Genomic DNA, 25,605 nt, shown 5'->3' on the forward strand with positions numbered 1-25,605 from the left:
CAAAATGGCCAAATCCGTTATAGTTAAAACTCATTATTCATTGAGTATGCTATGGCTGAAAACTCCGTTGCTTTACCCCACTTCTGGCCGATTCTGGACGCCATGCCAGCCCCGTTGCTGTACAAAGAGCACAGCCGCAGCCGTATTTTGGCGAACCAGGCCGCGCTGACACTGCTGCAACGCGATCCCACCCTGGCAGAGCTGTCGCTGGCCGATATTCAGCAGTTACCGCTATACAATCCTGATAACCACAGCCCATACGATTTACTACACAACCCCCTGCTGCTGGCCCTTAGTGGCACAGCGCTGCAACTGCCGGTAATACTGGGCAACAATCCGGGCCAGCCGCTGCTGTTACACAGTAAACTGGTTACCCTGTCTTTTACCTTACACAGCAGCGTGCTGATAAGCTTACAGCCGATGCAGGGGCAAAAGTTTATCAGCGACAGCACCGGTGCCTTAGCCGCGGAAAAGTCTGGCTCTGCTACCGATATTAGCGAACTGGAAGAGGCGCTGGCGTTTGACAAGCTTATCTCACTGATTTCAACCGAACTTATTAATGTGCAGCACGACAAACTCGACCAGCATATTCTTGATGCGCTGGCCGCAGTGGGCGAATTTTGTCATGCCGATCGCAGTTATGTATTTCAGTTTAATGCCGACATCAGTGAAATGAGCAACACCCACGAATGGGTGCGCCCCGGTGTAAGCAGCCATAAAGATCAGTTGCAACAAATCCCGCAAGAAGGCTTGCCTTACTTTTATCAGAAAATACGCCAGGATCTGGTTTTTGCCGTTAACAAAGTGTCTGAACTACCACTGGCCGCCCAGGCCGAAAAGCAAGAATTTGACGCCGAAGATATCCAGTCAGTGCTGTGTTGTGCTATGCACGCAGATAACAAATTGCTTGGCTTTGTCGGCTGCGACATGGTCGCGCGGCAGCGCGACTGGACCAGTAACGACCTCAGACGGATGAAACTGGTAGGCGAAATGATTGCGAAAACCCTGCAGAACGTACGCTACCGCCAGTCATTGCAACAGATACAACAACAACTGCTGCAAGCCAATCAGGAGCTGCAAAAACAAGCCAGCCAGGATGGCTTAACCGGTATTGCCAACCGCCGTCAGTTTGACCATCACCTGCAAAGCGAGCTAAAACGTAGCGCCCGTAACCAACAGCCGTTGGGGCTACTGATGCTGGATATTGACCGCTTTAAGCATTATAACGATCACTATGGCCACCAGGCCGGTGATGAAGTCTTACAACAAGTAGCACAGCTGTTACAACAACAGGTAAAACGCCAGGGCGAGCTGGCCGCACGCTATGGTGGAGAAGAATTTGCCATCATTCTGCCCGGTAGCAACAGCGAGGCGTGCCATAAAGTTGCCAGCAATATACAGCAACAGCTGACACAGCTGGGCATAGCGCATCAAAACTCTGACATTCAGCCGGTGCTTACGGTCAGCATGGGCTACTGCAGCATCTTTGCCAACCAAAGCAGCAGCACCGAAATGCTGATAAAACAAGCCGATGCCGCCCAGTATCAAGCGAAAAAGTCCGGCCGTAATCAGGTATGTAGCGCGAGCTAAAAACCAGTGTAAAAAGCAAGGGCAGCCGAAGCTGCCCTGATAGTTATCCGGCCTTTGCCGTATTAATCATAAAACGGCGAACGCTGCTCTGTCGCATCGATTAACGTGGCAGGCCTGTTCAGTGGCTGGCCGCCGTCTCGGGCAATCGGGATCCATGGTAAACGGCCGCGGCCTTTTGATGGTCTCAGCGAGAACAAATCAAATGGTATCGACAGATAAAAACCTTTGGTAAAGCTGCCCTCGCCGTACTCCTCAGCAGAAACATTGGTGATGGCAGCGTAAGCGCCCACCACTATGCCACTGTCAAAGCGCTTGGCAAAATCAATATTTACCCCCTTATCTTTGGCCAAAAACTGGCCAATATTAAAGGTTAGCTGGGTGTCGGGTAAAAACTCCGGCTTCCAGTACACATTGACATGGCCGGTAAAGGTTTTGTAATCAAAAAAGTCAAAATCGTTCTCGTACGAGCGTTGCTGTACATAGTTAATATCAAAACCAATCGCCAGGTTCGAATCGACCGGCCGGTATAATACTTCACCGCCGACACCGCCAAACATGGTTTCCAGGTAACCGCCATAGGCTTGGGCATACACATCCGGCGCTATCTGATCCTGCCACTGCAAATACAGGTTTTCCATCGACACTGTACTACCCGTCACATATTCACGAATATAGGTTCTCACCCGGGGTAACGGCGTTGCCTGGCTGTCTACCTTAAAATTAAACTTATCAAAGTTCTCCAGTAAAGTTAGTTTAGCCGTACCATTTACACTCAAATTACTGCTCAGGCGATAACCAGCACTGGCAAATACACCGCCCTGATACATATAAAACGCCTCAGGGCCGCCAAAAGTTTGGATCCAGAACGTCTCCAGCCCGCTATAAAAGCCGGTTTGCGCTGGCTGTGCGGTTAAATCCAGCGTATGTTGCTCAGGCCGTTGCCGGACATAGGTTGAGCTGATATCGGCGTCAAGCGAATCATAGCGCGCGGCGGCAATAAATTGCTCAGCATCCACCACAGTTTCAACTAAGGGTAAATTACCGCCATAGTTAACAATACGGTAGCGCTTAATATAGGCCGGCACCTCGGTCGCCAAAATACGGCCTATGCGCTCAACTGCTTCGGCACCATCCCGGTAAGCAACCTGTTGGCCATAAATTACAAACTCATCGTCAGTCATATGCGCAGTTTGCAACACAAAACCCGCTTCGCTGTAAAGAGCCTGTGGTAAGGCATCCCTATCGGTAATCTCGGTACGCTCAATCTGCTCGGGCAACTGACGTGGTGCAGGTTTAATTTTCAGCTGGCTGGCGCTGTGTAAATTAAGTTTATAATGCACACCAAAACCCAGGGTGTTACCGCGTTGGTAATTCAAATCAAAGTTAAAATTCCCCCACTGATACACAGCGCCAAAGTTCCAGTTGCTGTCCTGTTGTAAATCACCAGCCCTGTCATTACTATAATCATTGCCTTCATATTCCAGCTTTAACCGCAGCGGCTGCCACGGCGTTTGGTATTCCACACCGGCAAATAATGATGCAGGCCCTTTAAAAAAGCGGTTATAGTCAATTTTGCCGCCCTGCCCGGCAAACCCTCTTGGGCGCTCGCAAAAACTGTCTTTTAACTGACAAAACGGGTTGTCAATATTACCGCCAGTGCCTAAGTAGCCCCAGCCAATGCCCAGATGGAAGTCCAGGTTATGCCATTTTTTACTTAAGCTGATAAATTCGCTTTCAAAAAAACCGGTACCACCAAAATCCCTGAAGCCCGCGGATACCTGTGGCAAATAGGTGCTTTCCTCCAGCAAGCGAAACTTTACATCAATCCCCTTATCTTTTAGCGTTTGATCACCGCTAAAACCGGGATCAGCACTGTATAAGCGGGTTCGTACATCGGTATAACGCACTGTCGATTCCATCCAGTCAAACAGCTGAATGCTAACCGACCATAAGCGGTATTCTTCGTTGTCGGTATAGTTTATTGATAAATCGCCGGCAGGTGCCATACGCGCTGTTGGTGTTTGTATTAAGCCGACGCCGCCGTGTGCCATTTGCGACACCCCGGCAGGTTGCAACTGCCAGCTCTGACGCTGCTCTGCTTTAGCCGGCATAGTGTACAAAGCGGCTGAAATTAATGATAAACAAAATGGAATTCGTACTACATTCATGGCAATACCCTATGCATAGCAAGCTCTGACAATCCCTGATTCAGCTTTGCAAAACGCGTATCCAGCATCGATGTCTTTAGTGGTATGAACAGTTGGGCACCGGGCATCACTTCGCTATATGTTTGATTCCAATACGCCACACCTGCGGTAGCCATTTTATTAGCCGGCAGGATAATCATCGCTTTACTCTGTTCTGCCAGCGCTGTCGTGTTAGCAGCCACTATATAATCCACTACCGGGGTTGCCGGACGATGCTCCAGTACTACTTCAGTTTCTACCGCACCAAACAGATAGATATGATTAGGTCGTGTGCTCAATTGTAACAAATAGGCTCCATTGCCGAAGCGCGGGTTAAGTGCGGGTTTAATTCTGGCTGCATCGTAATCAATACTGATCGCTAAGCGCTTCGCCAGCCGCCAGGAGGTCAGCTGCGTTTTTATTGCCTGCAAACTTTGCTGCGCGGCAGCATCTCCCTGATATTGCGCCAGTAACTCCCCGATCAACGCCAGCAACTCTGCACGTAATTGCTCAGGCTCAGGACTATCTAACTGATACAACGCCGCTGCAGGCCAGTACCAGTTGCGCTCAAGCGCCACCGGCGCTAATACCTCAGCCAGGCGCGGCTTGTTGTCATACTGATACAGTTTATTGTCAATCGTTACCTGTACCGCTGAGCGGGCAGTAAAACACAGGCCTGCCGTTAGCAGTAGGGCGCTCATTCGTAATTTACTTGGCATCATCACTTCCCTGCGCAGCTGCGGCATCAACTGTCGGTATTAAACGGGCAATACGACTAATATAAGTCATAGTTAGCGGCTGCCAAAATGGCGCCAATGTCTGCTCGCTCTTGATCAGAGTGCCGCTGGCAGTGTCAAACCAAAAGCGGTTTTGCCAGCTATCATCAAACCGCAGATACGCTGATTTATTCTCATACTGCACATGCTCAACCACTAAAGTCGTTTGCAACGGCTGCTGAAAAAACTCTAGTGTCTGCCCGGGTATTACCTCGAAGCGCGAACGCAAGCCATAGCCATATTCACCACTTTGCCAGTCGGCCAGACGTAACCAGCTGCTGTCAGCGCTAATTTTGTCACTGTTACGCAGCGGGTCGGCTGTGGTATTGGTTAAATACAGTAAATCATTGCTAAAGCCCAGGGTGCGCACTAACCGGCCCTGCTCCATCACCAGCAGCGCATTATCAGCTGAAATCCACTTATGCTGACCAGCCTCAATGTAATATAACGCCATAGCAGCCACGGCGCGTTCACCATGCTTTACATACAATAAGTCTGAGGGCGCATTGAGGACCTCAGTCAGGCTTAGCTGAACATCTTCAGATTTGGCAAATGCCAGCTGTAAATTATCAATATACGAGTGGTAAGTGCCAGCACAGGCGGTAAGCGTAAGCAGCAAGGCGCCGCTAAAAACAGTTTTAACAAAAGCCATCACAGTTAAATGCCTGCTAAATTAAATAGTCCATTAATTATCTTGCAATAAAAAAGCCGCCAACTGGCGGCTTAAACAACAGCTAACTTAGCATTATTGGGCTGAATAAGTATAAGTTACCGTCATGGTATTAGTGCCAGTGCCCGTTACCGTAGTACCAGTACAAATGCCGTTTACCGGAGCACCGTCACCCGCATTACAGGTATCGGCATCTGGGCCTGGGCCTGGGTTAACCGTTGAACCACGGTTGTTAGAAATAACAGCCGCTGCAACAGCAACGCCAACCACACCAGCTGCTACAGTAGTAGTAGCAACACCGCCGATAGTGCCTTCTTTTGCGTTAGCGCCACCAGCAGCTTCCTGTGCGTTAACACCGGCTGATAAAGCCATTACCGCAGCAGCAATAATTAATTTTTTCATAGCAATTCCCTCAATAACAAACTTAAGTTTCCAGTTAGTGGAAGATTAAACTAAAGCCAAGGCTTACTCAACCACTAAATGCGTTTTTGTCGCATTTTTTTGCAGCTTACTGTTAACCTTTTGGCTAGCAATATTTTTTGCCTGCGGCGACCGCTCCGGCTCTGTTCGTCGTATTATCAGCCACCACATTAAGCGAAACCGCTGCAGGAGCGAACTGTTCCGGGTCACCGCCCGCCTTTACCACTAAATCACTACTGGCACAGCTATAATTAAAGCCGGTGGGGGCAACGCGCATCAGTTCGATAATATCTTCCACCGCAAAGCTATCGCACAACACATCCAGTTGCGTCAGTAATGCTTCCATATCCGGCCAACTTAAACATATTTCATCCGCTGCCATAATGCGGGGGTGCGCCGTTTCACGCACATGCTCTCCAATCAGGAGCTCTTCATACAGTTTTTCGCCCGGGCGCAGACCAGAAAACTTAATTTCAATATCACCATTAGGGTGTACTTCGTCTTTCACTTCCAGCCCCATCAGGTGGATCATGCGTTTAGCCAAATCGGCTATTTTCACCGGCTCGCCCATATCCAATACAAAGACATCGCCGCCCTGGCCCATGGCACCGGCTTGCAGTACTAACTGCGCCGCCTCAGGTATGGTCATAAAGTAACGGATAATGTCTTTGTGTGTCACCGTTACCGGTCCACCTTTTCGAATTTGCTCCCGAAACAGCGGCACCACAGAGCCACTGGAGCCCAGCACATTACCAAAGCGCACCATACAAAAGCGGGTGCTGTTTTGTCGCTGCGCTAACGCCTGCAGCACCAGCTCAGCTAGCCGTTTAGAGGCGCCCATTACATTAGTTGGCCTTACCGCTTTATCCGTAGAGATAAGTACAAAAGTCTCTACACCACTGGCAATGGCTGCCTCTGCAGCATACCAGGTGCCAAACACATTGTTTCGCACTCCCTCTACCACATTGTACTCTACCAAAGGCACATGCTTATAAGCGGCGGCGTGATATACTGTCTGCACTTTAAACGCTTTCATTACGGTTTCCAGCCGGCTACCCCGTTGCACCGTGCCCATAACTGGAATAAGTTGAATATCCAATTCACGCTGTTTGATCAGTACGCTGAGTTCCTGTTCGACGTTATAAAGACTAAATTCGGATAACTCAAACAGCACCAGAACTTTGGGTTCACAGGTAATAATTTGCCGGCATAATTCAGAGCCGATAGAACCACCGGCGCCGGTCACCATAACCACTTTGCCTTGAATATTCGCCTGCATCAACTTGGCTTTAGGAGCTACCGGATCCCGTCCTAGTAAATCTTCAATCTTCACATCCTGCAGCTCGTCTATCCGCATCGAGCCATCAACCAGGTCGCTCATCCCCGGAATAGACTGCACCGGTATTGGCAGCTCCTCTAAGGCATCCAGCACTTCGCGTCGCCGCGCCCGGCTAACCGAGGGTAACGCCAATAAAATACGGCTGATATTATGCGATTTAATCAAACTGGTGATCTGCGCTGGCGCGCCTACTGGCACCCCCAGAATCGTCGAGCGATGTAAAGTGGTATCATCGTCGACAAAGACTATCGGGTGATATTGTTCGCCATTCATCAGCGCCTGCGCCAGCTGACGGCCAGACGAGCCGGCACCATATATTAACACCCGCTCTTTATGACCATTATTGCGCTGCACTAAAAACATCCGCGCCAGCAACCGTAGACCGCCAGAGCTGATTAGTGACAAAATAGCATAGACAAAAATCAGGTTACCTTTGTCTTGCACCTGTAAGACACCAAACAATAACGCCAGCACAAAAGCACTGCTGACAATACCTGCCAGCACAGCACCCAACGCATGCTGACCAATGTAGCGGATTACCGCACGGTACAATCCCAGCTTAGTAAAAATAAATAAGGTAATTGGCAGGGTAATAGCAAAGGCTAACGCTATTTCAGCGACATCGGTTTGCTCCTCGTGCTGTGTTAACACATAGGCAGCAAAAAGAGAACTGATTAAGAAAAACATGTCTGAAATCACAGAGATCAAACGTTTTACTGCCCTGGGCAACCCCAGCAACCATGCCAGCATTAATAACTCCAACAACACTGCCAGCCGGTACGGCCAGCAAAAATCAATTTAAACTGGCGCTAGTATAGCACTGATGCCACTGCGCCATCAGGTTTCAGTCACTACCGAACAGATCGCGGGTATACACTTTATCGGCGACATCCGCCAGGGCGTCACTGCGCCGGTTGGCCACTATCACATCAGAGAGCTGTTTAAACTCAGCTAAGTCAGTAATAACCCTGCTGTTATAAAACTGAGCCTGCTTCAGCTCTGGCTCATACACTACCACCTCAACACCTTTGGCTTTAATGCGCTTCATAATGCCCTGTATTGCCGAAGCACGGAAATTATCAGAGCCGGCCTTCATCACCAGCCGATACACACCCACAATTGTCGGGTTACGTTTTAATATTGATTCTGCGATAAAATCTTTGCGGGTGCGGTTGGCATCTACTATCGCCTGGATCATATTATTCGGCACGTCACTGTAGTTGGCCAGCAGCTGTTTAGTATCTTTGGGCAGGCAATAGCCGCCATAACCAAAACTGGGGTTATTGTAATGTTTACCAATCCGCGGGTCTAAGCCTACCCCTTCAATGATTTGCCGGCTATCCAGGCCATGGCTTTCAGCATAGCTATCCAGCTCGTTAAAATACGCTACCCGCATCGCTAAATAGGTATTGCTAAACAGCTTAATCGCTTCGGCTTCAGTACTGTCAGTAAATAATAGCGGTATATCTTGTTTTATAGCGCCTTGCTGTAACAAAGCAGCAAAGTGCTGCGCCCGCTCGCTTTGCTCGCCAACAATAATGCGTGATGGATACAAGTTGTCATACAAGGCCCGGCCTTCGCGCAAAAACTCAGGCGAAAATATCAGGTTAGCTGTGGAGAATTTTTGCCGTGCCGACGCAGTGTATCCCACCGGCACCGTCGATTTAATGACCATAACGGCATCAGGGTTAATCGCTATTACATCTTTAATTACCGCTTCTACACTTTGGGTATTAAAGTAATTCGTCTGAGGATCGTAATCGGTGGGCGTAGCAATAATGACAAAATCAGCATCAGCAAAGGCCAGTTGCTTATCCAGTGTAGCGGTAAAGTTAAGCGTTTTATTGCGCAGAAAATCACTGATTTCCTGATCTTCAATCGGCGATTTTCTGGCGTTTAACAGCGCCACCTTTTCAGGCACGATATCCAGCGCCACCACATTATTATGCTGGGCCAGCAACATGGCGTTAGACAAGCCAACATAACCGGTGCCGGCAACGGCAATTTTCACCCCTGACATACTCTTCCTTTACCTGCCTGCACAGGCTTGTTTCTAAAATAACTAAAATCAGCTGGCAATAATAGCATTAATCCCCAATGCTAAAAAAGCACTCTGTAGCGCCTGTTTAGCACTATTATCGCCATGCACTATCCGCACTTGCTCTGGTTTGCGTCGCATACGGGCAACAAAGTTAATTAAGCCTGTTTTATCAGCATGGGCTGAATAACCGCTTAATGTGATAATTTCCGCCGCTATCTGGATGCGCTCACCGTCAATGTCGACATAGCCGCTTTGTGGCCCATGAGTTTGTATTGCTGCGCCAAGCGTACCGCGCGCCTGATAACCAACAAACACCACCTGGTGCGCGTTGTCCGCCAATAAGGCTTTTAAATAATTTACCACCCGGCCGCCTTCGCACATACCACTGGCAGCAATGACTATCGCCGGCTGGCGGCTTTGGGCTAAAAACTGCACCAGCGCCAAATGCTGGTCATGGCCATCGATAGTATGTAATTGCTCAAAGCTCAGCGGATGGCGGCCTTGTTTGAGCCGGTTGCGTGCTTCAGCATCCCAATGCGGCTTTAGCGCGTCATAAGCTTTATTAAAGCGGGCTGCCAGCGGCGAGTCGACAATAATTTGTAGCTGGTCCCAGCGCAAATGCTGATGAATTTTCTGCCCGCGCAGGCGATGAATAATAGCTTCCAGCTCATACAACAACTCCTGGGTGCGGCCAATACTAAAGGCCGGAAACAACACAGTGCCGTTATCGTTAAGTGAGTGCAAAAGCACCTGTTCTAAACGTTTAATCCGGCTGCGTCTGTCACCGTGTACTCTGTCGCCATAGGTGCTTTCAATCACGACCTCATCGGCGGCATAAGGTGACTTAGGCGCTGGCAACAACGGTGCATAGGGAGCGCCTAAGTCGCCGGAAAACACCGTTTTATAACCGTTTTTTAGCGGCGTATTGTGCTTAAGCTCAACATAGGCCGAACCTAAAATATGGCCGGCAGGTTGAAAGCGCAGCTTAGCCGCACCACCGGCAAGCGCCGGCAAAGCTATCCAGCTATTGAAAGCACAAGGCACGAGTTGACGGCGCAGCCGCGCTAAAAAGCCGTTAACTAATGTTGCATCGCGGCTAATACCCATTTTTACCGCATCTTCCAATACCAGCGGCAATAACGTGGCCGACGCCTGGGTACAATAGATAGGGCCGCCAAAACCTGCGGCCAGCAAATAGGGTATCCGTCCGACATGATCAATATGCACATGGGTGACAATCAAGGCTTTAATATGACTAATATCAAAACCAATTTGCGGCGCGCCGGCTGCCCCCGAGCTCGACACTTCAGCGCCCTGAAACAAACCGCAGTCAATTAACAGGCCGTAATCAGCCGCTAAGCGGTATTCATGACAAGAGCCGGTCACGCCATCTACAGCGCCGTGGTGAATAAATTGCGGTTTAACATATAACGCCATAAAAAGTCCTTTTGATGGCCGGGGCGAGATTTTTGCGCCTTAAAAACGCCAGCAGCGCTGTAATAAGCGCATTAGCCGCCGTCTGACAGTCAGTCCCCGGTAAGCGCTGCGTTGCTGCTGCAACTCCAATAACACCCGCTCCGGCGTGGTAAAGCAACCGGTCGTCGCGCTGATGTAGCTGGGGTACAGAATCAGACTAGCTGCCACCAACTCGCTTAGCAACAGTTTGCGCTGCCGGCGTGGCAGCGGATATATATCTGTTGTCAGCCCCCAACCGGCATAAAACGGCTGGCCGTAACACACCACTGTTACACCGCGCAACAAGGCTTCAAAGCCGGTCAGTGAGGTTAGCGTATGCACTTCATCAACCTGGCTCAGTAAGTGCGCCATATCGACATTGGCAATAACCTCATTGCAGTACTGTGCCGCAGCGCCGCAATCTGCCTGACCGGCAATACGCAAACCGGCCTGCACATCCGGGTGCGGTTTATACACGACATAAGCTGTGGGGTTAGCCGCCCTTACCGCTTGTAACAAGGCCAGATTAGTCTTAAGCACCGGCGAGCCGTAACGAATAGAAGCATCAGACTCAACCTGACCGGGCACCAGCAGCACCCTGTTTGCTGCCGGCCGCTGCCAGCTCTGGCTACCAATATTATATTTAGTCATTTTTAACGTCAGCAAACGGTCAATCAATGCCGTCGAGCGCTCGCGCTCAGCGTCAGTAAACTGATGTTGTGACAGGATATTTTCCAGTAGTGACGGCGAACGGGCATCATAGTACATGCCTACATCATCCAGTACCCAGGATGCCGGTTGAGTTAAATCTGCGCCTAAGCCAACAGAGCGGATAAAACCATCTTCTACCCGCAGCTTATTTTCTCCGCTCTGTGCCCCCCAAACAACCTGATAACCATCGCTGGCAGGTGGCATGCCTTTGCCGACAAAACGTAAATCTGCACCTTGAAGAAAGCGCTTAAAGATAGCTTTTTTCCAGCGCGGTGGTGTCGCCAAGTATAACGGTCGGTCAAAACGGTTGCGCTCTAGGCGCTGCAATGCCAGCCACTGCATCAGTTGCTCCACCTCGCAGCATTGCCCGGTTTCGGGGTCAATATAACGCGGATAGGCGACCAAAGCCGCATATACCAGCTGCTCCAGCGTCACCTTGCTGCGCCGCGCCGGCGCATTTTGTGCGTCAGTGGTTAAGCCCCAACCAGCATAAAACGGCATACCAAAGGTAAATACCGGCTTTTGCCATAACAAGGCTTCAAACCCCATTTGTGAGGTAACACAAAATACCGCCTCAGCGTGCTGCAACAGCCCGGCCGGGTGTACGTCTTTGGCTAAAATAGTTACCCGCGCCCGGGTTGCCGCATCCAGCTCAGAGAAATAGCCGCGCTTTTTACCGGCAAACACATCGGGGTGAATTTTTAGCAACAGCTTGTGCTCAGGGTAGCGTGCCAACGCCGTTAGTAACATCTGGCTAAACGCCGCCTGATCGGCCATACCAAAAGCAATGGCAGCATCGCCAAAGGTTTGATCCACCACCAACACGTAAGGCTCTGAGGTGGCAGGTTGATAATCCGGGCTGTGGTTATATTTTGACAGCGCCAGGCGCTGCCACAACTGCACCAGATCACGCGCCCGTTGTTGTTGTTTCGCCGTTAAATCCCGACATACCAGCTGCTCCAGCCGTGACGGCGCTGTTGCATCATAATAAATGCCTACATCATCTAACACGACGGATAAAGGTGGTGTCTGACTGCCCAACCCCACCGAGCGTAAAAAACCATCTTCCAGGCGTAATAACGGCAACTTAAGCCTGCTTGCCAGCTGCCCGGCTTTTACTGCTGAGGGTTTTCGCCCCCAGGCCAGCACTGCAGCGGCCTCAGCAGTACCAAACGGCCAACGTTGTTGTTTAATCGCCGCTGCGCCCAGTAAGGTGGTTAAGTGTGGAATAGCCGCCAAAGCAGCAGATGAACTGAGCAATGTTGCTGTAGTAGAATAGCTCAGCCGGGTACCCGAAAACGCCACGCCCTTGGCTCCTTTTATGCTTATTTACGCTGCAGCCTTCGCAAGCATTGTTATTCTGCTGCAGTATTGTTTACAATTTGCCGCTAAATACCGGCCCGGGAACTGTTTTGAATTTACTTCGCTTTGCTTTTGTCGCCTGCAATAAAAACCCGCAACGGTTTATGCAAGACCCTTCGTTTATCTATCGTTGCGAAAATCTGGCACTGGCATTAACGGCGCAGGGCCATCACACCAGCCTGCTGCACTATACACAATTGTCATCCCGCGCACAGTACGACGTCATTATTTTCCATCGTCCCAGCTACCGCTTTGGCTTTAACTGGCTGGTAAAAAAACTACGCAAACGCGGTGTTAAGCTATTGGCTGATATTGATGATTTAATTTTTTCCAGCCAGTATGCCCCGGTCAGCCCCGGCGTAATCAACCAACAAGTGAGTCTGGCGCAAACGCTAAAAAACTTCAGCGCTAATGCTAAAGCCCTGGCCAACTTTGATCTTATCAGCACCTCTACCGCCCCGCTGGCAGAAAAACTGCAACAACAGTACGCCTCAGCCCGGATATTAACGCTGCCTAACACTGTGCATCAAAGCTGGTATCAACACCGCGAACCAAGTGCTGAGCGCCCGCTGCGGCTGACGTATTTCCCCGGCACCCGCAGCCATGACCGTGATTTTGCCAGCATAGCGGCGCCACTAACAGCATTTTTACAGCAGTACCCGCAGGCGCAGCTGCACATTACCGGCCATCTTAACTGCCAGCTTAGCTGCCGCCCGGGCCAATTATTCATTCATGATAAACAGCCCTTTGCCGATTACGCACATCATGTAGCACAAAGCAGCATTAATCTGGCACCACTGGAAAATACCGAATTTAATCAGCATAAGTCGGCGCTAAAAGCGATCGAGGCAGCCTATTTTAATGCCCCCACTGTCGCCAGCCCGATTGCCGACATGCAGCGTTTAAGCCATTGCGGCGCGCTACTGGCGCACAATGACAACCAGTGGTTTGATACACTTTGCGCATTAACAAAACCAGACTACTATGCGTTGCAAAGCAGGCAATTACGCCAGCGCCTGCTCGCTACCGCCAATGTTGACCAGCAAGCGCAGCACCTGCTGCAGTTTATCTACGCCGCATGAAGCACGCCCCTTTTTGTCAACGACCAAACTATTGTCAGCAGCTTAGCTGTCAGCAGTTGCGTGCCCAGGCAAGCTCGCAAAGCCGTGCCGGCCATTACAATCTGGCCACCTTATGGCTGTTTCGTAAGTTGTGGCTGCAAAGTGGCAAGGGCCATGACTACCTGGCCTACCTGCTGTTTCGCCGCGCGCTGGGCTACCCGCTTAGCGCGAACAAAGCCAACATATTACAGCGTTTTATAGCACTCTGGCCCCGGCGCATCTGGCATAAATTATATGGTCATCGCCTGCGTCAATGTCGTAATTTGCTGGCCGAACACCAGCATGACAGCGGTGGTGCGGTGACCACTGCAGCCGTGCCCCGGCGTTACCAGCGCCAGGTCAGACACTGGCGATCAGAACAGCATCGCTGGCATACCCAGTTTAGCCAATACCTGCAACAGGCAGGCAGTGTGGTGCTGGTGGGTAACAGCCCGACACTTAACGGTAGTCTGCTGGGTACGGCTATTGATGCAGCCGATATCGTGATCCGCTTTAATCAGTTTCACAGTGAACACACCCAATATTGCGACAGTGGCCGTAAATGCAACGTCTGGGTAATGGCGCCGGATTTTCGTGGTCAGGCGCCCTCTGCTGTTCAGTGGTGTCTGGTCAGTGGCCCGGATATGGTATGGCAGCAACAGCGCTGGCCACAATGCTGCACCCGCCCGGACATGCAACTACTTAGCATTGGGTTAGTACACTGGCGCAAGCTGGTAAGGCAACTGGCAGCGCCACCCAGTGCCGGCCTATTAACGGCGCAGTATATTGCCAGCATTCTCGGCTATAGTGTTCTGCACAACAACAGCCGGCAAAACGAGGCGCAACCTAAAAGTGTCTTGCAACTGGCCGGTTTTGGCCATACTACGGCAAGCGGCCAATATCATTATGCCGCCCCGGCTCATCAGGCGGTTAGCCGCCATAACTGGCTGGCAGAACATCAGCTGTTACAACAGTGGCGACAGCTACACAACGACAGAACAGAGCAAAACTCAGGCCCATGACAGAACAAAGCCATCTCCCTACCCTCGCACTGCAGCTTAAAGGCTCAATCTGGCAACAAGGCAAAGCAGGCGGTTACAGCGTATCGCTGACAGCGAACACCGATCAGCCGCCCGGCTGGTATCGCTTGGTGTTGGTTGCGCAAAATGATGCCGCCAGACAACTGCTGGCGCAGCAACAGCTATTTGTCAAACAAAACCACAACCCACACGGTGCAGACTTACTGCCCGAGAGTCGCAATAAGCTGGCGCTGGTTTTTTTGCGCCACAACCCATTGCGACGCCTGACACTGCAATGGCATAAGCTACCGACACCATCCCAAAACGCCCGTTTTAGCGTGGTAGTGCGGCCAATCAGCCGCGCCAAAGCCTGGTTTTACATGCTGGCTCAAGTATCGCGGCGCCACAAAGCCGCCGGTCAAAGCTGGAGTTATATTTATCGCATCAGCCGCGCCCGCAGTAAACGCAGTGGCGTCGACATCGCTCTGGCCAAGCTGGTACGCGAATATCAGCCCCTGCTGGCGCATCAGCTTATCAGCTGCGAACCTTACAGCTACTGGCGGCAAACCAAAGAGCCGCAGCTTCTGGCTGCCTACCCGCAGGCACAACAGCATAACATTCACTTTTGCCTGTTGCTGCGCGCTAAAGCCGAGCCGCAGCAGTTATTGCTGAGTATTCACAGTGTCCTGGCGCAGCAACACCGCCAATGGCAGTTATACCTGTGCAGTGCTGCCAATACCCTGACAGAGGAGTTACAACAGCTTATCGCCAGCGACCGCCGCATCATACTGCTGGCCGACAACGCCAGCTTAGCCTTAGCCCCACACAGCTACAGCATGCTGCTACAAGAAGGTGACTGCCTGCATCCACAAGCGTTACAGGTTTTTGCCGCAGAGTTTGCCGCACAGCCAGTAGCGCTACTGTACTGCGATCATGATAGCTTAAACACCAGTCAGCAGCGGATTGCGCCACACTTTAAACCAGACTGGAACCCAGACTTGCTGCTAAGCCAAAACTATATTGGCAGCGCTTATATGGTACGTTCCGATATATTGCAGCAGGGCTTACAACAGCAAGCCGCCCCGGCCCACAGCATGCACCACTGGTGGCAGCAACATCATTATCTGCTGTTATTACAAGCACTACTGGCGCTGCCCGGCGACAATCTGGCCCGGCAAATACGGCACTTACCCTTAGTGCTGTTACATATAGCGCAAAAAAACCAGCGCCAGCGTTACAATCAGTACACCTGCGATCAAGCTGCATTATATCTGCAGCAATTGGCGGCACGTGAAGGCAGTGCAGTACTAAGCGTTAACCCCATCGCCAACAGTAACCGTTTTAACGTGCGCTACCGCATTCCACGCCCGCTGCCTAAGGTCAGCATTCTTATTCCCACCCGGGACGCGCTTGATATCACCCGCAACTGCGTCAACAGCGTATTGCAAAAAACGCACTATCCGAATTTTGAAATTATCATACTGGATAATCAGAGCCAGCAAGCAGCCACCCTGGCGTGGTTTAATACCATCAGTGCTCATGACAAAGTACAGGTGATTAAATACGACCACCCTTTTAACTATTCTGCTATCAATAACTTTGGCGCCAGCAAAGCCAGTGGCGAGCTACTATGCCTGCTAAATAACGACACCGAAGTTATCAATAACACCTGGCTGACCGAAATGGTACAACATGCCATCCGGCCACACATTGGCTGTGTTGGCGCTAAGCTGTATTACTTTGACAACAGTATTCAGCACGCTGGTGTCATCCTCGGCTTATGGGGCCTGGCCGGTCATTCACACAAAAACTATGACCGCTACGCCAACGGCTATCAGCAGCGGCTAAAAAGCGTGCAAAACCTGTCAGCCGTCACTGCAGCCTGCCTGCTACTGCGTAAAAGTGTGTTTGAGCAAGTCGGCGGCCTGGACGAAACTCACCTTACCGTCGCCTTTAACGATGTCGATTTGTGTTTAAAAGTGCAGCAAGCCGGTTATCGCAACCTGTGGACACCGCGCGCCGAGTTATACCACTTCGAGTCGAAAAGCCGCGGTAAAGAGGACACACCGGAGAAAAAACAACGCGAGCAGCAGGAAATCGCCTACATGCAGCAAAAATGGGCGCAGATCATCAAACACGATCCCTGCTACAGCCCTCATCTAACCCGGCTACGGGAAGATTTTAGTATTGATATTGATTAACAATATCGTCAATTGCAAATCCCTCCAAACCTCCCTTTACTCAAGGGAGGCTTAAAAGATAGGGTGCAATAATGCACCCCTACCGCTTTTCCTCCCCCTCTTTCGTAAAGAGGGGGCCGGGGGGAGATTTCCCCCTACTGTTTTGCCGCTATCACCTGTGCCAGGTTGTAATCGGCGACGGGCGCGCGCACCACATAACGGGCATTGGTCTGGCACAGCAAATAGTCCGCTGCCAGCGTGTTTAACACGGTAGGGTCGACATTACCAGCAGTGTGCATCAGGGTAATACGGCTAAATATACGACACAGATAATCCAGCATCGAATAACTGGACGAGGCGCCAAAAATCACCAAATGTGCGTCTATTAACGCGGCATCGTAGTGCAGCACCATAGTACGGCCAAAATTAGCCAGGCCGTTATCTTCAGTAACATACTTGCGATAAGAAAAACTTTTCAGCAGCTGCTCTGTTGCGCGCTGCGGCGGGAACATCTTATTCCCTAAATCGCCTCCCGCCAGCACGTCGCGGTAGTTATCCCGGGCAAACAACGCTGTTATCGCTTCAGCATCTAAGCCGAATGCTTTGGCGACGTCAATACTGGCCAGCATAGCGCCATAGGGCGACCAATGGGTATCGGTCAAACGAAAGCTGCGCCGTGGGCTAGTGCTGAGTGTCTGCTGCGGATAACACAGAGTTAGTGCCGGCGGTGCCAGCGCCAACACCTGATCTACCGGCGTAAGCCTGGCTTTTTGATACGGATGAAACTGCGCATACACGGCTTCCTTCGCCGGTGCCAGCAGCAATACATGTTTGCAGCCCTGCGCGGCGCTTTGCTGCACCAGGGCCTGCATAAACTGTTGCCACCCCTGCTTTGCCGCGTTGTCCAGCAGCAATTTTCCGGTAAATTGCTCTACGCTTTTGTTGGTATCGTTATCTAAAAACAGCCAGCCGTCTTTGCCCTGCAGCACCTTAAAAGGCCCGCTAATATGGCCGATACACAACGGGTATTCAATACCATCATGTAAAACACCCAACTCAAAATCAGCCGCTTGCATTGGCAGTGTAAAGCGAAAGCCACACTGGCGCTGCGGGTGGTTAGTCGCATCCTGCTTTAAAATCACCTGCACCACATCCGGCCTGGGTTTATCCAGCGCAAAGCAGCAGCGTAGCGCGCCTTGCTTAACATACAGCTGCACTGCAAAGGGCCGCTCCAGCAACACCCAGCCTTGAAACAGCAAGCCTGTTTCAGTTAACTCAACCAGCGTTGCCGGGCTGTCAGCCACAGGAAAATCCAGCCACCAGCGCTTAACTGGCCCCTGCTGCTGCGCCTGTTTATCAAGCTTAATGTTATAGTTCGTCAAAATGTTTCCTAAATAACGCCGTTAACCCCTGCCCCAGCCGTTGTAGCGAAAACTGCGCTCTGGCATAACGACTGGCCTGCAGCGCAGTTTGCTTTAGCAAGGCTCTGTCGGTGTGTAAACGCAACAACACCTGCTCCACCGCGTTAATGTCTTTATAAGGTACTAAAAAGCCACAGCCAGGCAACACCAACTCAGGCAAAGCGCCCCACTCGTAAGCCACCACGGCTCTGGCCGCTTGCATTGCTTCAAGCACGGTGCGACCAAACGACTCCTGAAAGTGCGATAAATTCAGCACCACATCCACCTGCGCCAGGGCTTGCTCAGGTTTGGCAACATAACCACAAAGCTGCACATTGGCCGCCAGCTCACCACGAGCGACAGCCTGCTCTAAATCAGCACTGTGGGGGCCAAACAGGTAAAAATCCAGCGGCAGCTGCTGGCGTGCAGCACTTTGCGCCAGACGGATAAAATCTGCCAGGCCTTTTTTCGCCAGATTACTGCTTAACATCGCCACCCGCAGCCGCTCACCAGCAGGCATCGGCGCCACCTCTGCCAGGGTTACCGCGTTGGCAATCACGCTGCAGCGTTTGGGCTCATCCAGCCAATCTGCCACCACTGCAGAGTTAGCAATAAACTGATCAGCACTTTCAAGCAAGTGCTGCCGGGCCTGCTCTGCTGTCGCGTGCAACACCTGACACAGGCCAGCATCATGCTGCAATAATTCGCGCACGTGCACTACCGACGACACAGCGGCGGCGCGGGCAGCCAGCAAAGGCTCATACAGCACCAACGTATTTACATACACCAGTTTAACCTGTTGTTGCTGCATAAAAGCGGTTAGATACGCTACCTGCGCGCGCTGTACAGGCCGCTGATATTGCCACCAGCTATAAGGTAGCAACAACACAGAATGGCAGTACTGTCGCACTGTATCGACATACTCTGCGTTTTGCGCGCCGGGCAGCACCACCGTCAGCCGGTAACCTGTGCCCTGCAGCGCGGCCAGTACATCTATAAAGCTGCGCTCGGCACCAAACTGGCCGCCACTGGTCGCATGGCTAAAAAGCATCAGATGCGTGTCAGGGGTGCGGCTATCTGATGGCAGTTTTCCTGCTACCTGCAGTGGCTGCTTAGTATTAACACCGGCCGCAATCGCACTTAGCAGTGCCGGTTCGCCGTCAGCCAAATTAGCAGCATAACGATAACCTGAGCTACTAAACAGCGGCGAAGGGTCCCGCCCTTCGGTTTCACCATGCAATAAATAATGTTGCAGCGCATCTACCCCTGCTGCGGCAATGTCAGGGTAACGCTGCAAATACCAGCTGGCATCAAAGGCATCAGCCGCCTGTATCAATAGCGTTTTATTGTGTAAACGCGCAGCATCTTCGCCGCGGCAAATCATCATCGGTACGGCAAAGGGCCGCTGCCCAGGTGCCGCGCTAAGATACAAGCCTTCATTGCCTGCCTGCTGTTGCCAGGCGAAAGCCGCATCCATATACTGCTTACGCACGCCACTATATTGCGTACGTAAATGGGTCTGGCTGTGCTGGCTTAACGACTGCGCATCCACCCGGCCAAAGGCCAGTGGCACCCCGGGTAGCACCTCAGTAATACTGTGCGCGCCAAAGCGCTGTTTAATCCGGTAATAATACTCGGTATCGGCATTCACACTGACCAGGTCCCAATAACCCAGCCTGTCCCGCACCTGACGGCGGAACAACAGTGATGACACATTGCGGTGTACCCAGGCGTCTTCAGCACGCCAACGCTGAAACTGCAGCCTTGCATCACAGCGCACCCAGTGTGACACCGACGCCATAGCCTCAGGGTGTTGTTTCAGTGCATGTACCTGCCGCGCAATTTTCTCCGGGTGCGACCAGTCATCGGCATCATGACAGGTAATAAAATGGCCTTTGGCCTGTGCCAGCGCCAGATTACGTGCAGCATAGGCACCACTATTTTGCGTCAGCCGGAGCAGCTTTACCCGCTTATCTTGCGCCGCAAAAGCACGTACTACAGCGGCCGAATCGTCGGTTGACGCATCATCTGCCACCAAGATTTCCAGATTGCGCCAGCTTTGCGCCAGCAGGCTGCGAAGCGCGCACGGCAAGGTGGTTGCCGCGTTATAGCAAGGTACTATTACAGAAACTAAGGGTACAGAAAGCCAGGGTATAGCAACCAAAGGCACAGCACTAATACGTTGGTGCCAGCGCTGGTGAAAAGGCAGGCTCACTCTGCTGTATAAGCTGTCCAGCCTAACGTTGTTATCCGTGCAGTTTAACCCGGCCAGCCCGTTGTCCTGATAAACAGCCGTTAACGCCTGTAGTTTTTCCTTATCGGACATCAACATAGACGCCGCCAACGCCTTATCCACAGATGGCGGCCAGCGCGCATCTTGCAACAGCGCACGGGCGCTTTGCATACTATCGCTGTAGTAACAGGCAGAAAACGCCAGCAAAAATGGCCCCTGATGGCCAATAATCTGCAGCGCCAGTGGCTGTTGCAGGTAACGCTTGGTTAGCGGCAACACCTGCTGCCAGCGTGCAAAACTACCTTGCCAGCGCGCCAGCACCCAAGCTGCCAACGCCGCCTCTAAGGGGGCGGCTGCACTTAGCATTGTCGTAAGTTCTGCGATTACCGGCTCAGGTGTTGTGGCCTGCCATAGCCGGGTTTCCAGCTGCAGCGGCGCTAAAGCACAGGGATAACGGCCCTCAAAACGGCCATGTGCCAGATAATGCTGCCATGGATCCACACCGGCGCGGGCAACATCGTCATATTGTGCCAGATACCAGGCAGCATCAAATAATGGCTGTAACTCAGTCATACCAGGGGCAGTCTTTAAAGCTACGCGCGGCGCTATCTTTAGCCGACAGCACCGGTGCCCCGGCCGTTAACGGCCACGCTATGCCGACTGTCGGGTCGTCCCAGCGCAGCGCATATTCATCACCGGGCGCGTAGTAGTCAGTACACTTATACTGAAACTCTGCCATGTCGCTAGTCACCAGAAAACCATGAGCAAAACCCGGCGGCACCCACAGCATGCGTTTATTAGTGTCGCTTAACACCTCGCCTACCCATTTGCCAAAAGTTGGCGAGCTCTGGCGCATATCTACCGCTACGTCGAACACCTCACCTTGGGTTACCCGCACCAGCTTGCCCTGCGGCTGCTTATGCTGATAATGCAAGCCACGTAAAATACCCAGGCCTGAGCTGGAGTGGTTATCCTGCACAAACTGGTAATTACCACAGTGCTTAACAAACTCGTCCTGGCGGAAGGTTTCCATAAAAAAGCCGCGTGCATCACCCAGTATTTTTGGTGTTAACAACACCACATCCGGAATAGCTAGCCGTTGATATTTCATAACATAGATCCTGCTCTACTTACCCTGTTGCAGCAGCATCAGTAAATACTGACCATACTGGGTTTTACTAAAGCTATTGCCCTGCTGCTGTAACTGCGCATCGCAGATCCAACCATTACGCCAGGCAATTTCTTCCAGGCAGGCCACTTTTAACCCCTGGCGGTGCTCTATGGTTTGCACATAGCTGCTGGCCTCCAGCAAGCTGTCATGGGTACCGGTATCTAACCAGGCAAAACCCCGGCCAAGCTTTTGCACTGTTAAATCACCGCGCTCAAGGTAAGCATTATTCACACTGGTAATTTCCAGCTCGCCGCGCGCTGAGGGCTTAACTGCTTTGGCAATCTCCACCACATCATTGTCATAAAAATACAGACCGGTTACCGCATAGTTTGACTTCGGCTGTCTGGGTTTTTCTTCTATTGAAATGGCCTTGCCACTGGCATTAAATTCCACCACCCCAAAACGTTCAGCATCATTTACCGGATAGCCAAACAAGGTCGCGCCTGTCGTTTGCTCTGCCGCCTGCTTTAACTGTGCAGAAAAGCCCTGGCCATGAAAAATATTATCGCCCAGCACCATACACACCGCATCAGTGCCAATAAAGTCTTCGCCAATAATAAAGGCTTGTGCCAAACCATCCGGCGATGGCTGCTCAGCGTAGTCAAACCTGACGCCAAACTGGCTGCCACTGCCCAGCAGCTTTTTAAAACCGGGTAAGTCCTCTGGCGTTGAGATAATTAAAATATCTTTAATACCGGCCAGCATAAGCACCGATATCGGATAGTAAATCATTGGCTTGTCATAAACCGGCAGCTGCTGCTTTGACACACCCAGCGTTATCGGATACAACCTGGTGCCGGAGCCGCCGGCTAGCACTATACCTTTGCGCATCATCGTAATATTCCATCAGAATTATCTGCTATTAACTCAGCAAAGGTTAACGCCAGTTGCTGCTGCCAGCTTGGCAGTTGCAGTTTAAAAGTGTGCTCAAGTTTGGCTACATTTAACCGCGAGTTCAATGGCCGCTGCGCGGCTGTCGGGTACTCAGCGCTGGTTATCGCTTTAAATTGCCCCGGCTTAAGTGCCAATGCCATGCCTTGCACCCGTGCCAGGGAAAAAATTTCTGCCGCAAAGTCATACCAGCTGCAATAGCCCTGTGGCGCTAAATGGTATACACCGGCATAAGCTGCTGCCTGATCTGCCGGCGTTAACAGCAGCTGCTGCAATGCCAGTGCCGTTACCTGGGCAATTAAACGTGCCGGTGTTGGCGCACCCACCTGATCGGCCACCACACTGAGTGCCTCGCGGCTTTGTGCCAGTTTTAGCATAGTGCGCATAAAGTTATTACCGCGCGCAGCATATACCCAGCTGGTACGAAAAATTAAGTGCCTGGCGCAGTGCTGCATAATTGCGGCATCACCCGCCAGCTTAGTTTCGCCATACACAGACAACGGGCCTGTACTATCGGTTTCCTGCCAGGGTGCATCACCTGTACCGGGATAAACATAATCGCTGGAGTAATGCACCAGCCAGGCGTCATGCTGCTGCGCCACTGTCGCCAGCGCTGCGGGCAAGGTCGCATTCATTAACGCGGCCGCTGCAGGCTCGGTTTGCGCTTTATCTACTGCCGTCCAGGCAGCAGCATTAATAATAATGTCCGGCTGACGCTTTGACACCTTAGCCACCACGGCTTGCGTGTCGGCAAAATCGACCTCATTGCGACTTAGCGTATGCAAGCGCCCCAGCGGGGCTACTGCACGCGCCACTTCAAAACCGACCTGGCCCGTTGGGGCCAGTAAGATGATATTACGCATCGTTATTCCTGGCTGGCAGTGCGCTGATAGCTGCCATCTAAAATAGCCTGCCACCAGCTAGGGTTATCTAAATACCACTGTACGGTTTTACGCAAGCCGCTTTCAAAGCTTTCCTCTGGCACCCAGCCCAGCTCGCGCTGAATTTTGCCAGCATCAATCGCATAGCGCACATCATGGCCTGGCCGGTCTTCAACGAAAGTGATTAAACTTTCGTAACATTGACTGTAGGGGCGCATCATTGCGCCCGGCTGTTGAGTATTGAATGGGACACCACGCTTATGCATCGGCGCTAACTCGTCCAAGATGCTACAGATAGTTTTCACCACCTCGATATTCTGCATTTCGTTGTGGCCGCCAATATTATAGGTTTCACCTACTGCGCCTTGCGTTGCCACTTTAACCAGGGCGCGGGCATGGTCTTCAACATACAGCCAGTCGCGTATTTGCTTGCCATCGCCATATACCGGCAACGGCTTGCCCGCTAAAGCGTTTAAAATCATGAGCGGGATCAGCTTTTCCGGGAAGTGATAAGGGCCATAGTTATTTGAGCAGTTGGTCACAACCGTTGGCAAACCAAAGGTGCGTAGCCAGGCACGTACTAAATGATCCGAGCCGGCCTTACTGGCTGAATACGGGCTGCTCGGTGCATAAGGTGTGCTTTCAGTAAATAGGTCGTCGGTGCCATGTAAATCGCCATACACTTCATCGGTAGAAATATGATGAAAACGAAACGCCGCCTTTTTATCACCATAAAGGCCTGCCCAATAAGCCCGGGCAGCCTCTAATAAGGTGTAGGTGCCAACGATATTGGTCTGAATAAAATCACCCGGGCCGTTAATCGAACGGTCAACATGGCTTTCAGCCGCTAAGTGCATCACCACATCAGGCTGGTACTTAGCAAAAAGTGCCGCCATAGCCGGCGCATCACAAATATCAGCCTGCTCAAACTGATAACGCGTCGATCCTGCCACGCTTTTAAGTGAATGCAAATTACCGGCATAGGTCAACTTGTCAACATTGACCACCTTATACTCAGTGTCATTAATGAGATGCCGCACCACGGCCGAGCCGATAAAACCGGCACCGCCGGTGATTAAAAAAACCTTTTGTAAAAGCATGGTATTGTTCAATTTTTCACGCCAAAATTACTCATAGTCATAGGGTTAGCTCTGTTGTCGCTTATATATCGCCCAAGCCGTTGCGCTAATGCTTCGGTGCCAGCTCAATAACGCAACAAGCTAAACAATACAGGTCGACTGAGTAGTGACGAGCCGGGAATATCGAAACGGTTTATAACCTTGCCACTGGACTTTTCAATTTCCAGAATATGCGATGGCGGCATTAACGGGTTATCCTTTTTGCGATCCTGAAACTGACTACATCCCAGGTAAACCTTATCTGCAGTAATATACAGCCCACGGCACCAGAATTTATTGTTGTCACTTACTATATGTGACAAATCAATAATCCTGAAATCAGCACCTTCAAAATCTTCCACAGCATAAATATCGGTGTACACTCTTAACCTGTATGCCGACGTTTCGGTGATCCAAAATTCATTATTCCAGAATACCCCATCATGAGGCCGCTCCAGGTCGTCAATCACCAGCTTACCAGACTCTTTGTGTAATACCGCACCTCGTCCTGTAGCGTTAAGATTACCCAAGGTTAAAAATGTTTCGCCAAACGCTTGGGCTATATGATTAAAATGACATAAATCCGGCGCTGCAGCATCACGTTTGGTAACAAGCTGCAGCACACTGTCAGACATTTCCCACAGAAACTGACGTTGCAAAAACCTGCCATCCAACGAAATCATATCCAGCGCATCCATATAGGAATTCGCCACCAGCAGAACCTGCTTGTTCTGGTCAAAAAAGACAGTATGCAAATCGGCGTTCGCCGCCCGGCCCATTAGCCATTCCGGAAGTTGCAGCTGCCATAATAAGGTGAAGTCCCAATCAGTATTAGTCTGCACCACACGGTACGCTTTGACCGAGAAAGAATTACAAACATAGATAACATCGTTAACGATACAGCCACCGCGAAAACCGCTACGATTAAAGCGCAGCTGTTCTTCTAGAGGGTAGTCTGTCAGTTGCTGGTTTTCGGTATCTAATGTGATAAAGCCCTGAGTATTATTTACACGAGAGTCAACTGGCAGCAAAAACTTCATAAACACCCTTAGTCGAATTTGT

Annotated in this window: 19 protein-coding genes; 4 read left to right on the plus strand and 15 right to left on the minus strand. The window is 51.2% G+C overall.

Translation table 11 applies throughout. From position 1 onward, the window contains the following. Positions 1-51 precede the first annotated feature (51 nt). The gene (locus tag EYB30_RS17840) at positions 52-1,590 is read left to right on the plus strand and encodes a sensor domain-containing diguanylate cyclase (protein ID WP_166840788.1); all 1,539 of its coding nucleotides are present in this window, start codon (positions 52-54) and stop codon (positions 1,588-1,590) included. 62 nt (positions 1,591-1,652) lie between these two features. On the opposite strand, the gene EYB30_RS17845 is transcribed toward EYB30_RS17840, so the two are convergent. The 8 genes from EYB30_RS17845 to EYB30_RS17880 form a co-directional block, all read right to left on the minus strand. Continuing rightward, positions 1,653-3,758, minus strand: a complete 2,106-nt coding sequence (locus EYB30_RS17845) for a YjbH domain-containing protein (protein ID WP_166840790.1) — start codon at positions 3,756-3,758, stop codon at positions 1,653-1,655. Beyond that, a complete protein-coding gene (locus EYB30_RS17850) occupies positions 3,755-4,477 on the minus strand; it encodes a capsule biosynthesis GfcC family protein (RefSeq protein WP_166840792.1) in 723 nt (240 codons plus the stop codon). The genes EYB30_RS17845 and EYB30_RS17850 overlap by 4 nt, the downstream gene beginning before the upstream one ends. Before the next feature lie 7 nt (positions 4,478-4,484). Then, positions 4,485-5,204 (minus strand): YjbF family lipoprotein, encoded by a 720-nt coding sequence (locus EYB30_RS17855; protein WP_166840794.1) that lies wholly within the window; start codon positions 5,202-5,204, stop codon positions 4,485-4,487. 93 nt (positions 5,205-5,297) lie between these two features. Further along, on the minus strand, positions 5,298-5,624 hold the full coding sequence (locus EYB30_RS17860; protein WP_166840796.1) for a hypothetical protein: 327 nt from the start codon (positions 5,622-5,624) through the stop codon (positions 5,298-5,300). Positions 5,625-5,748: 124 nt separating this feature from the next. Continuing rightward, complete coding sequence (locus EYB30_RS17865) at positions 5,749-7,731, minus strand: polysaccharide biosynthesis protein (protein ID WP_166840798.1); 1,983 nt, start codon at positions 7,729-7,731, stop codon at positions 5,749-5,751. Between the two features lie 94 nt (positions 7,732-7,825). Beyond that, complete coding sequence (locus tag EYB30_RS17870; RefSeq protein WP_166840887.1) at positions 7,826-8,992, minus strand: nucleotide sugar dehydrogenase; 1,167 nt, start codon at positions 8,990-8,992, stop codon at positions 7,826-7,828. 57 nt (positions 8,993-9,049) lie between these two features. Beyond that, positions 9,050-10,459 carry an MBL fold metallo-hydrolase RNA specificity domain-containing protein gene (locus EYB30_RS17875; protein WP_166840800.1) on the minus strand — a complete coding sequence of 470 codons (1,410 nt, stop codon included), beginning with the start codon at positions 10,457-10,459 and terminating at the stop codon, positions 9,050-9,052. A 39-nt stretch (positions 10,460-10,498) separates the two neighbouring features. Then, positions 10,499-12,493, minus strand: coding sequence for a capsular polysaccharide biosynthesis protein (locus tag EYB30_RS17880; RefSeq protein ID WP_166840802.1), 1,995 nt, complete (start codon positions 12,491-12,493; stop codon positions 10,499-10,501). 107 nt (positions 12,494-12,600) lie between these two features. On the opposite strand from EYB30_RS17880, the gene EYB30_RS17885 reads away from it, so the two are divergent. The 3 genes from EYB30_RS17885 to EYB30_RS17895 are packed head-to-tail and all read left to right on the plus strand — an operon-like array spanning position 12,601 to position 16,870. Continuing rightward, the gene (locus tag EYB30_RS17885) at positions 12,601-13,632 is read left to right on the plus strand and encodes a glycosyltransferase family protein (protein WP_166840804.1); all 1,032 of its coding nucleotides are present in this window, start codon (positions 12,601-12,603) and stop codon (positions 13,630-13,632) included. Beyond that, a complete protein-coding gene (locus tag EYB30_RS17890; RefSeq protein WP_166840806.1) occupies positions 13,629-14,672 on the plus strand; it encodes a glycosyltransferase family 29 protein in 1,044 nt (347 codons plus the stop codon). The genes EYB30_RS17885 and EYB30_RS17890 overlap by 4 nt, the downstream gene beginning before the upstream one ends. Beyond that, complete coding sequence (locus EYB30_RS17895; protein ID WP_166840808.1) at positions 14,669-16,870, plus strand: glycosyltransferase family 2 protein; 2,202 nt, start codon at positions 14,669-14,671, stop codon at positions 16,868-16,870. The genes EYB30_RS17890 and EYB30_RS17895 overlap by 4 nt, the downstream gene beginning before the upstream one ends. Positions 16,871-17,004: 134 nt before the next feature. On the opposite strand, the gene EYB30_RS17900 is transcribed toward EYB30_RS17895, so the two are convergent. The 7 genes from EYB30_RS17900 to EYB30_RS17930 all read right to left on the minus strand — a co-directional run bounded on the left by EYB30_RS17900 (position 17,005) and on the right by EYB30_RS17930 (position 25,583). Then, positions 17,005-18,231 (minus strand): alginate O-acetyltransferase AlgX-related protein, encoded by a 1,227-nt coding sequence (locus EYB30_RS17900; protein ID WP_166840810.1) that lies wholly within the window; start codon positions 18,229-18,231, stop codon positions 17,005-17,007. Then, complete coding sequence (locus tag EYB30_RS17905; RefSeq protein WP_166840812.1) at positions 18,218-21,055, minus strand: glycosyltransferase; 2,838 nt, start codon at positions 21,053-21,055, stop codon at positions 18,218-18,220. The genes EYB30_RS17900 and EYB30_RS17905 overlap by 14 nt, the downstream gene beginning before the upstream one ends. After that, positions 21,048-21,593 carry a dTDP-4-dehydrorhamnose 3,5-epimerase gene (gene rfbC, locus EYB30_RS17910; RefSeq protein WP_166840814.1) on the minus strand — a complete coding sequence of 182 codons (546 nt, stop codon included), beginning with the start codon at positions 21,591-21,593 and terminating at the stop codon, positions 21,048-21,050. Before rfbC ends, EYB30_RS17905 begins: the two co-directional genes overlap by 8 nt. Positions 21,594-21,608: 15 nt before the next feature. After that, positions 21,609-22,487: a glucose-1-phosphate thymidylyltransferase RfbA gene (gene rfbA, locus EYB30_RS17915; protein ID WP_206674682.1), complete on the minus strand. Its 879-nt coding sequence runs from the start codon at positions 22,485-22,487 to the stop codon at positions 21,609-21,611. Beyond that, positions 22,484-23,407: a dTDP-4-dehydrorhamnose reductase gene (rfbD, locus tag EYB30_RS17920; RefSeq protein WP_166840816.1), complete on the minus strand. Its 924-nt coding sequence runs from the start codon at positions 23,405-23,407 to the stop codon at positions 22,484-22,486. Before rfbD ends, rfbA begins: the two co-directional genes overlap by 4 nt. 2 nt (positions 23,408-23,409) lie before the next feature. After that, complete coding sequence (gene rfbB / locus EYB30_RS17925; protein ID WP_166840818.1) at positions 23,410-24,525, minus strand: dTDP-glucose 4,6-dehydratase; 1,116 nt, start codon at positions 24,523-24,525, stop codon at positions 23,410-23,412. Between the two features lie 104 nt (positions 24,526-24,629). Then, positions 24,630-25,583, minus strand: coding sequence for a hypothetical protein (locus EYB30_RS17930; RefSeq protein WP_166840820.1), 954 nt, complete (start codon positions 25,581-25,583; stop codon positions 24,630-24,632). Positions 25,584-25,605 lie beyond the last annotated feature (22 nt).

It is taken from the genome of Rheinheimera pleomorphica (assembly GCF_011634895.1).
In the GTDB taxonomy this organism is placed as follows: domain Bacteria; phylum Pseudomonadota; class Gammaproteobacteria; order Enterobacterales; family Alteromonadaceae; genus Alishewanella; species Alishewanella pleomorphica.

What these genes read in the sequence shown, in the direction of transcription:
- EYB30_RS17840 (WP_166840788.1), top strand. Translation starts at nt 52, where the DNA reads ATGGCTGAAAACTCCGTTGCTTTACCCCACTTCTGGCCGATTCTGGAC.
- EYB30_RS17845 (WP_166840790.1), bottom strand. Translation starts at nt 3,758, where the DNA reads ATGAATGTAGTACGAATTCCATTTTGTTTATCATTAATTTCAGCCGCT.
- EYB30_RS17850 (WP_166840792.1), bottom strand. Translation starts at nt 4,477, where the DNA reads ATGAGCGCCCTACTGCTAACGGCAGGCCTGTGTTTTACTGCCCGCTCA.
- EYB30_RS17855 (WP_166840794.1), bottom strand. Translation starts at nt 5,204, where the DNA reads ATGGCTTTTGTTAAAACTGTTTTTAGCGGCGCCTTGCTGCTTACGCTT.
- EYB30_RS17860 (WP_166840796.1), bottom strand. Translation starts at nt 5,624, where the DNA reads ATGAAAAAATTAATTATTGCTGCTGCGGTAATGGCTTTATCAGCCGGT.
- EYB30_RS17865 (WP_166840798.1), bottom strand. Translation starts at nt 7,731, where the DNA reads ATGCTGGCATGGTTGCTGGGGTTGCCCAGGGCAGTAAAACGTTTGATC.
- EYB30_RS17875 (WP_166840800.1), bottom strand. Translation starts at nt 10,459, where the DNA reads ATGGCGTTATATGTTAAACCGCAATTTATTCACCACGGCGCTGTAGAT.
- EYB30_RS17890 (WP_166840806.1), top strand. Translation starts at nt 13,629, where the DNA reads ATGAAGCACGCCCCTTTTTGTCAACGACCAAACTATTGTCAGCAGCTT.
- EYB30_RS17895 (WP_166840808.1), top strand. Translation starts at nt 14,669, where the DNA reads ATGACAGAACAAAGCCATCTCCCTACCCTCGCACTGCAGCTTAAAGGC.
- EYB30_RS17905 (WP_166840812.1), bottom strand. Translation starts at nt 21,055, where the DNA reads ATGACTGAGTTACAGCCATTATTTGATGCTGCCTGGTATCTGGCACAA.
- rfbC (WP_166840814.1), bottom strand. Translation starts at nt 21,593, where the DNA reads ATGAAATATCAACGGCTAGCTATTCCGGATGTGGTGTTGTTAACACCA.
- rfbA (WP_206674682.1), bottom strand. Translation starts at nt 22,487, where the DNA reads ATGATGCGCAAAGGTATAGTGCTAGCCGGCGGCTCCGGCACCAGGTTG.
- rfbD (WP_166840816.1), bottom strand. Translation starts at nt 23,407, where the DNA reads ATGCGTAATATCATCTTACTGGCCCCAACGGGCCAGGTCGGTTTTGAA.
- rfbB (WP_166840818.1), bottom strand. Translation starts at nt 24,525, where the DNA reads ATGCTTTTACAAAAGGTTTTTTTAATCACCGGCGGTGCCGGTTTTATC.
- EYB30_RS17930 (WP_166840820.1), bottom strand. Translation starts at nt 25,583, where the DNA reads ATGAAGTTTTTGCTGCCAGTTGACTCTCGTGTAAATAATACTCAGGGC.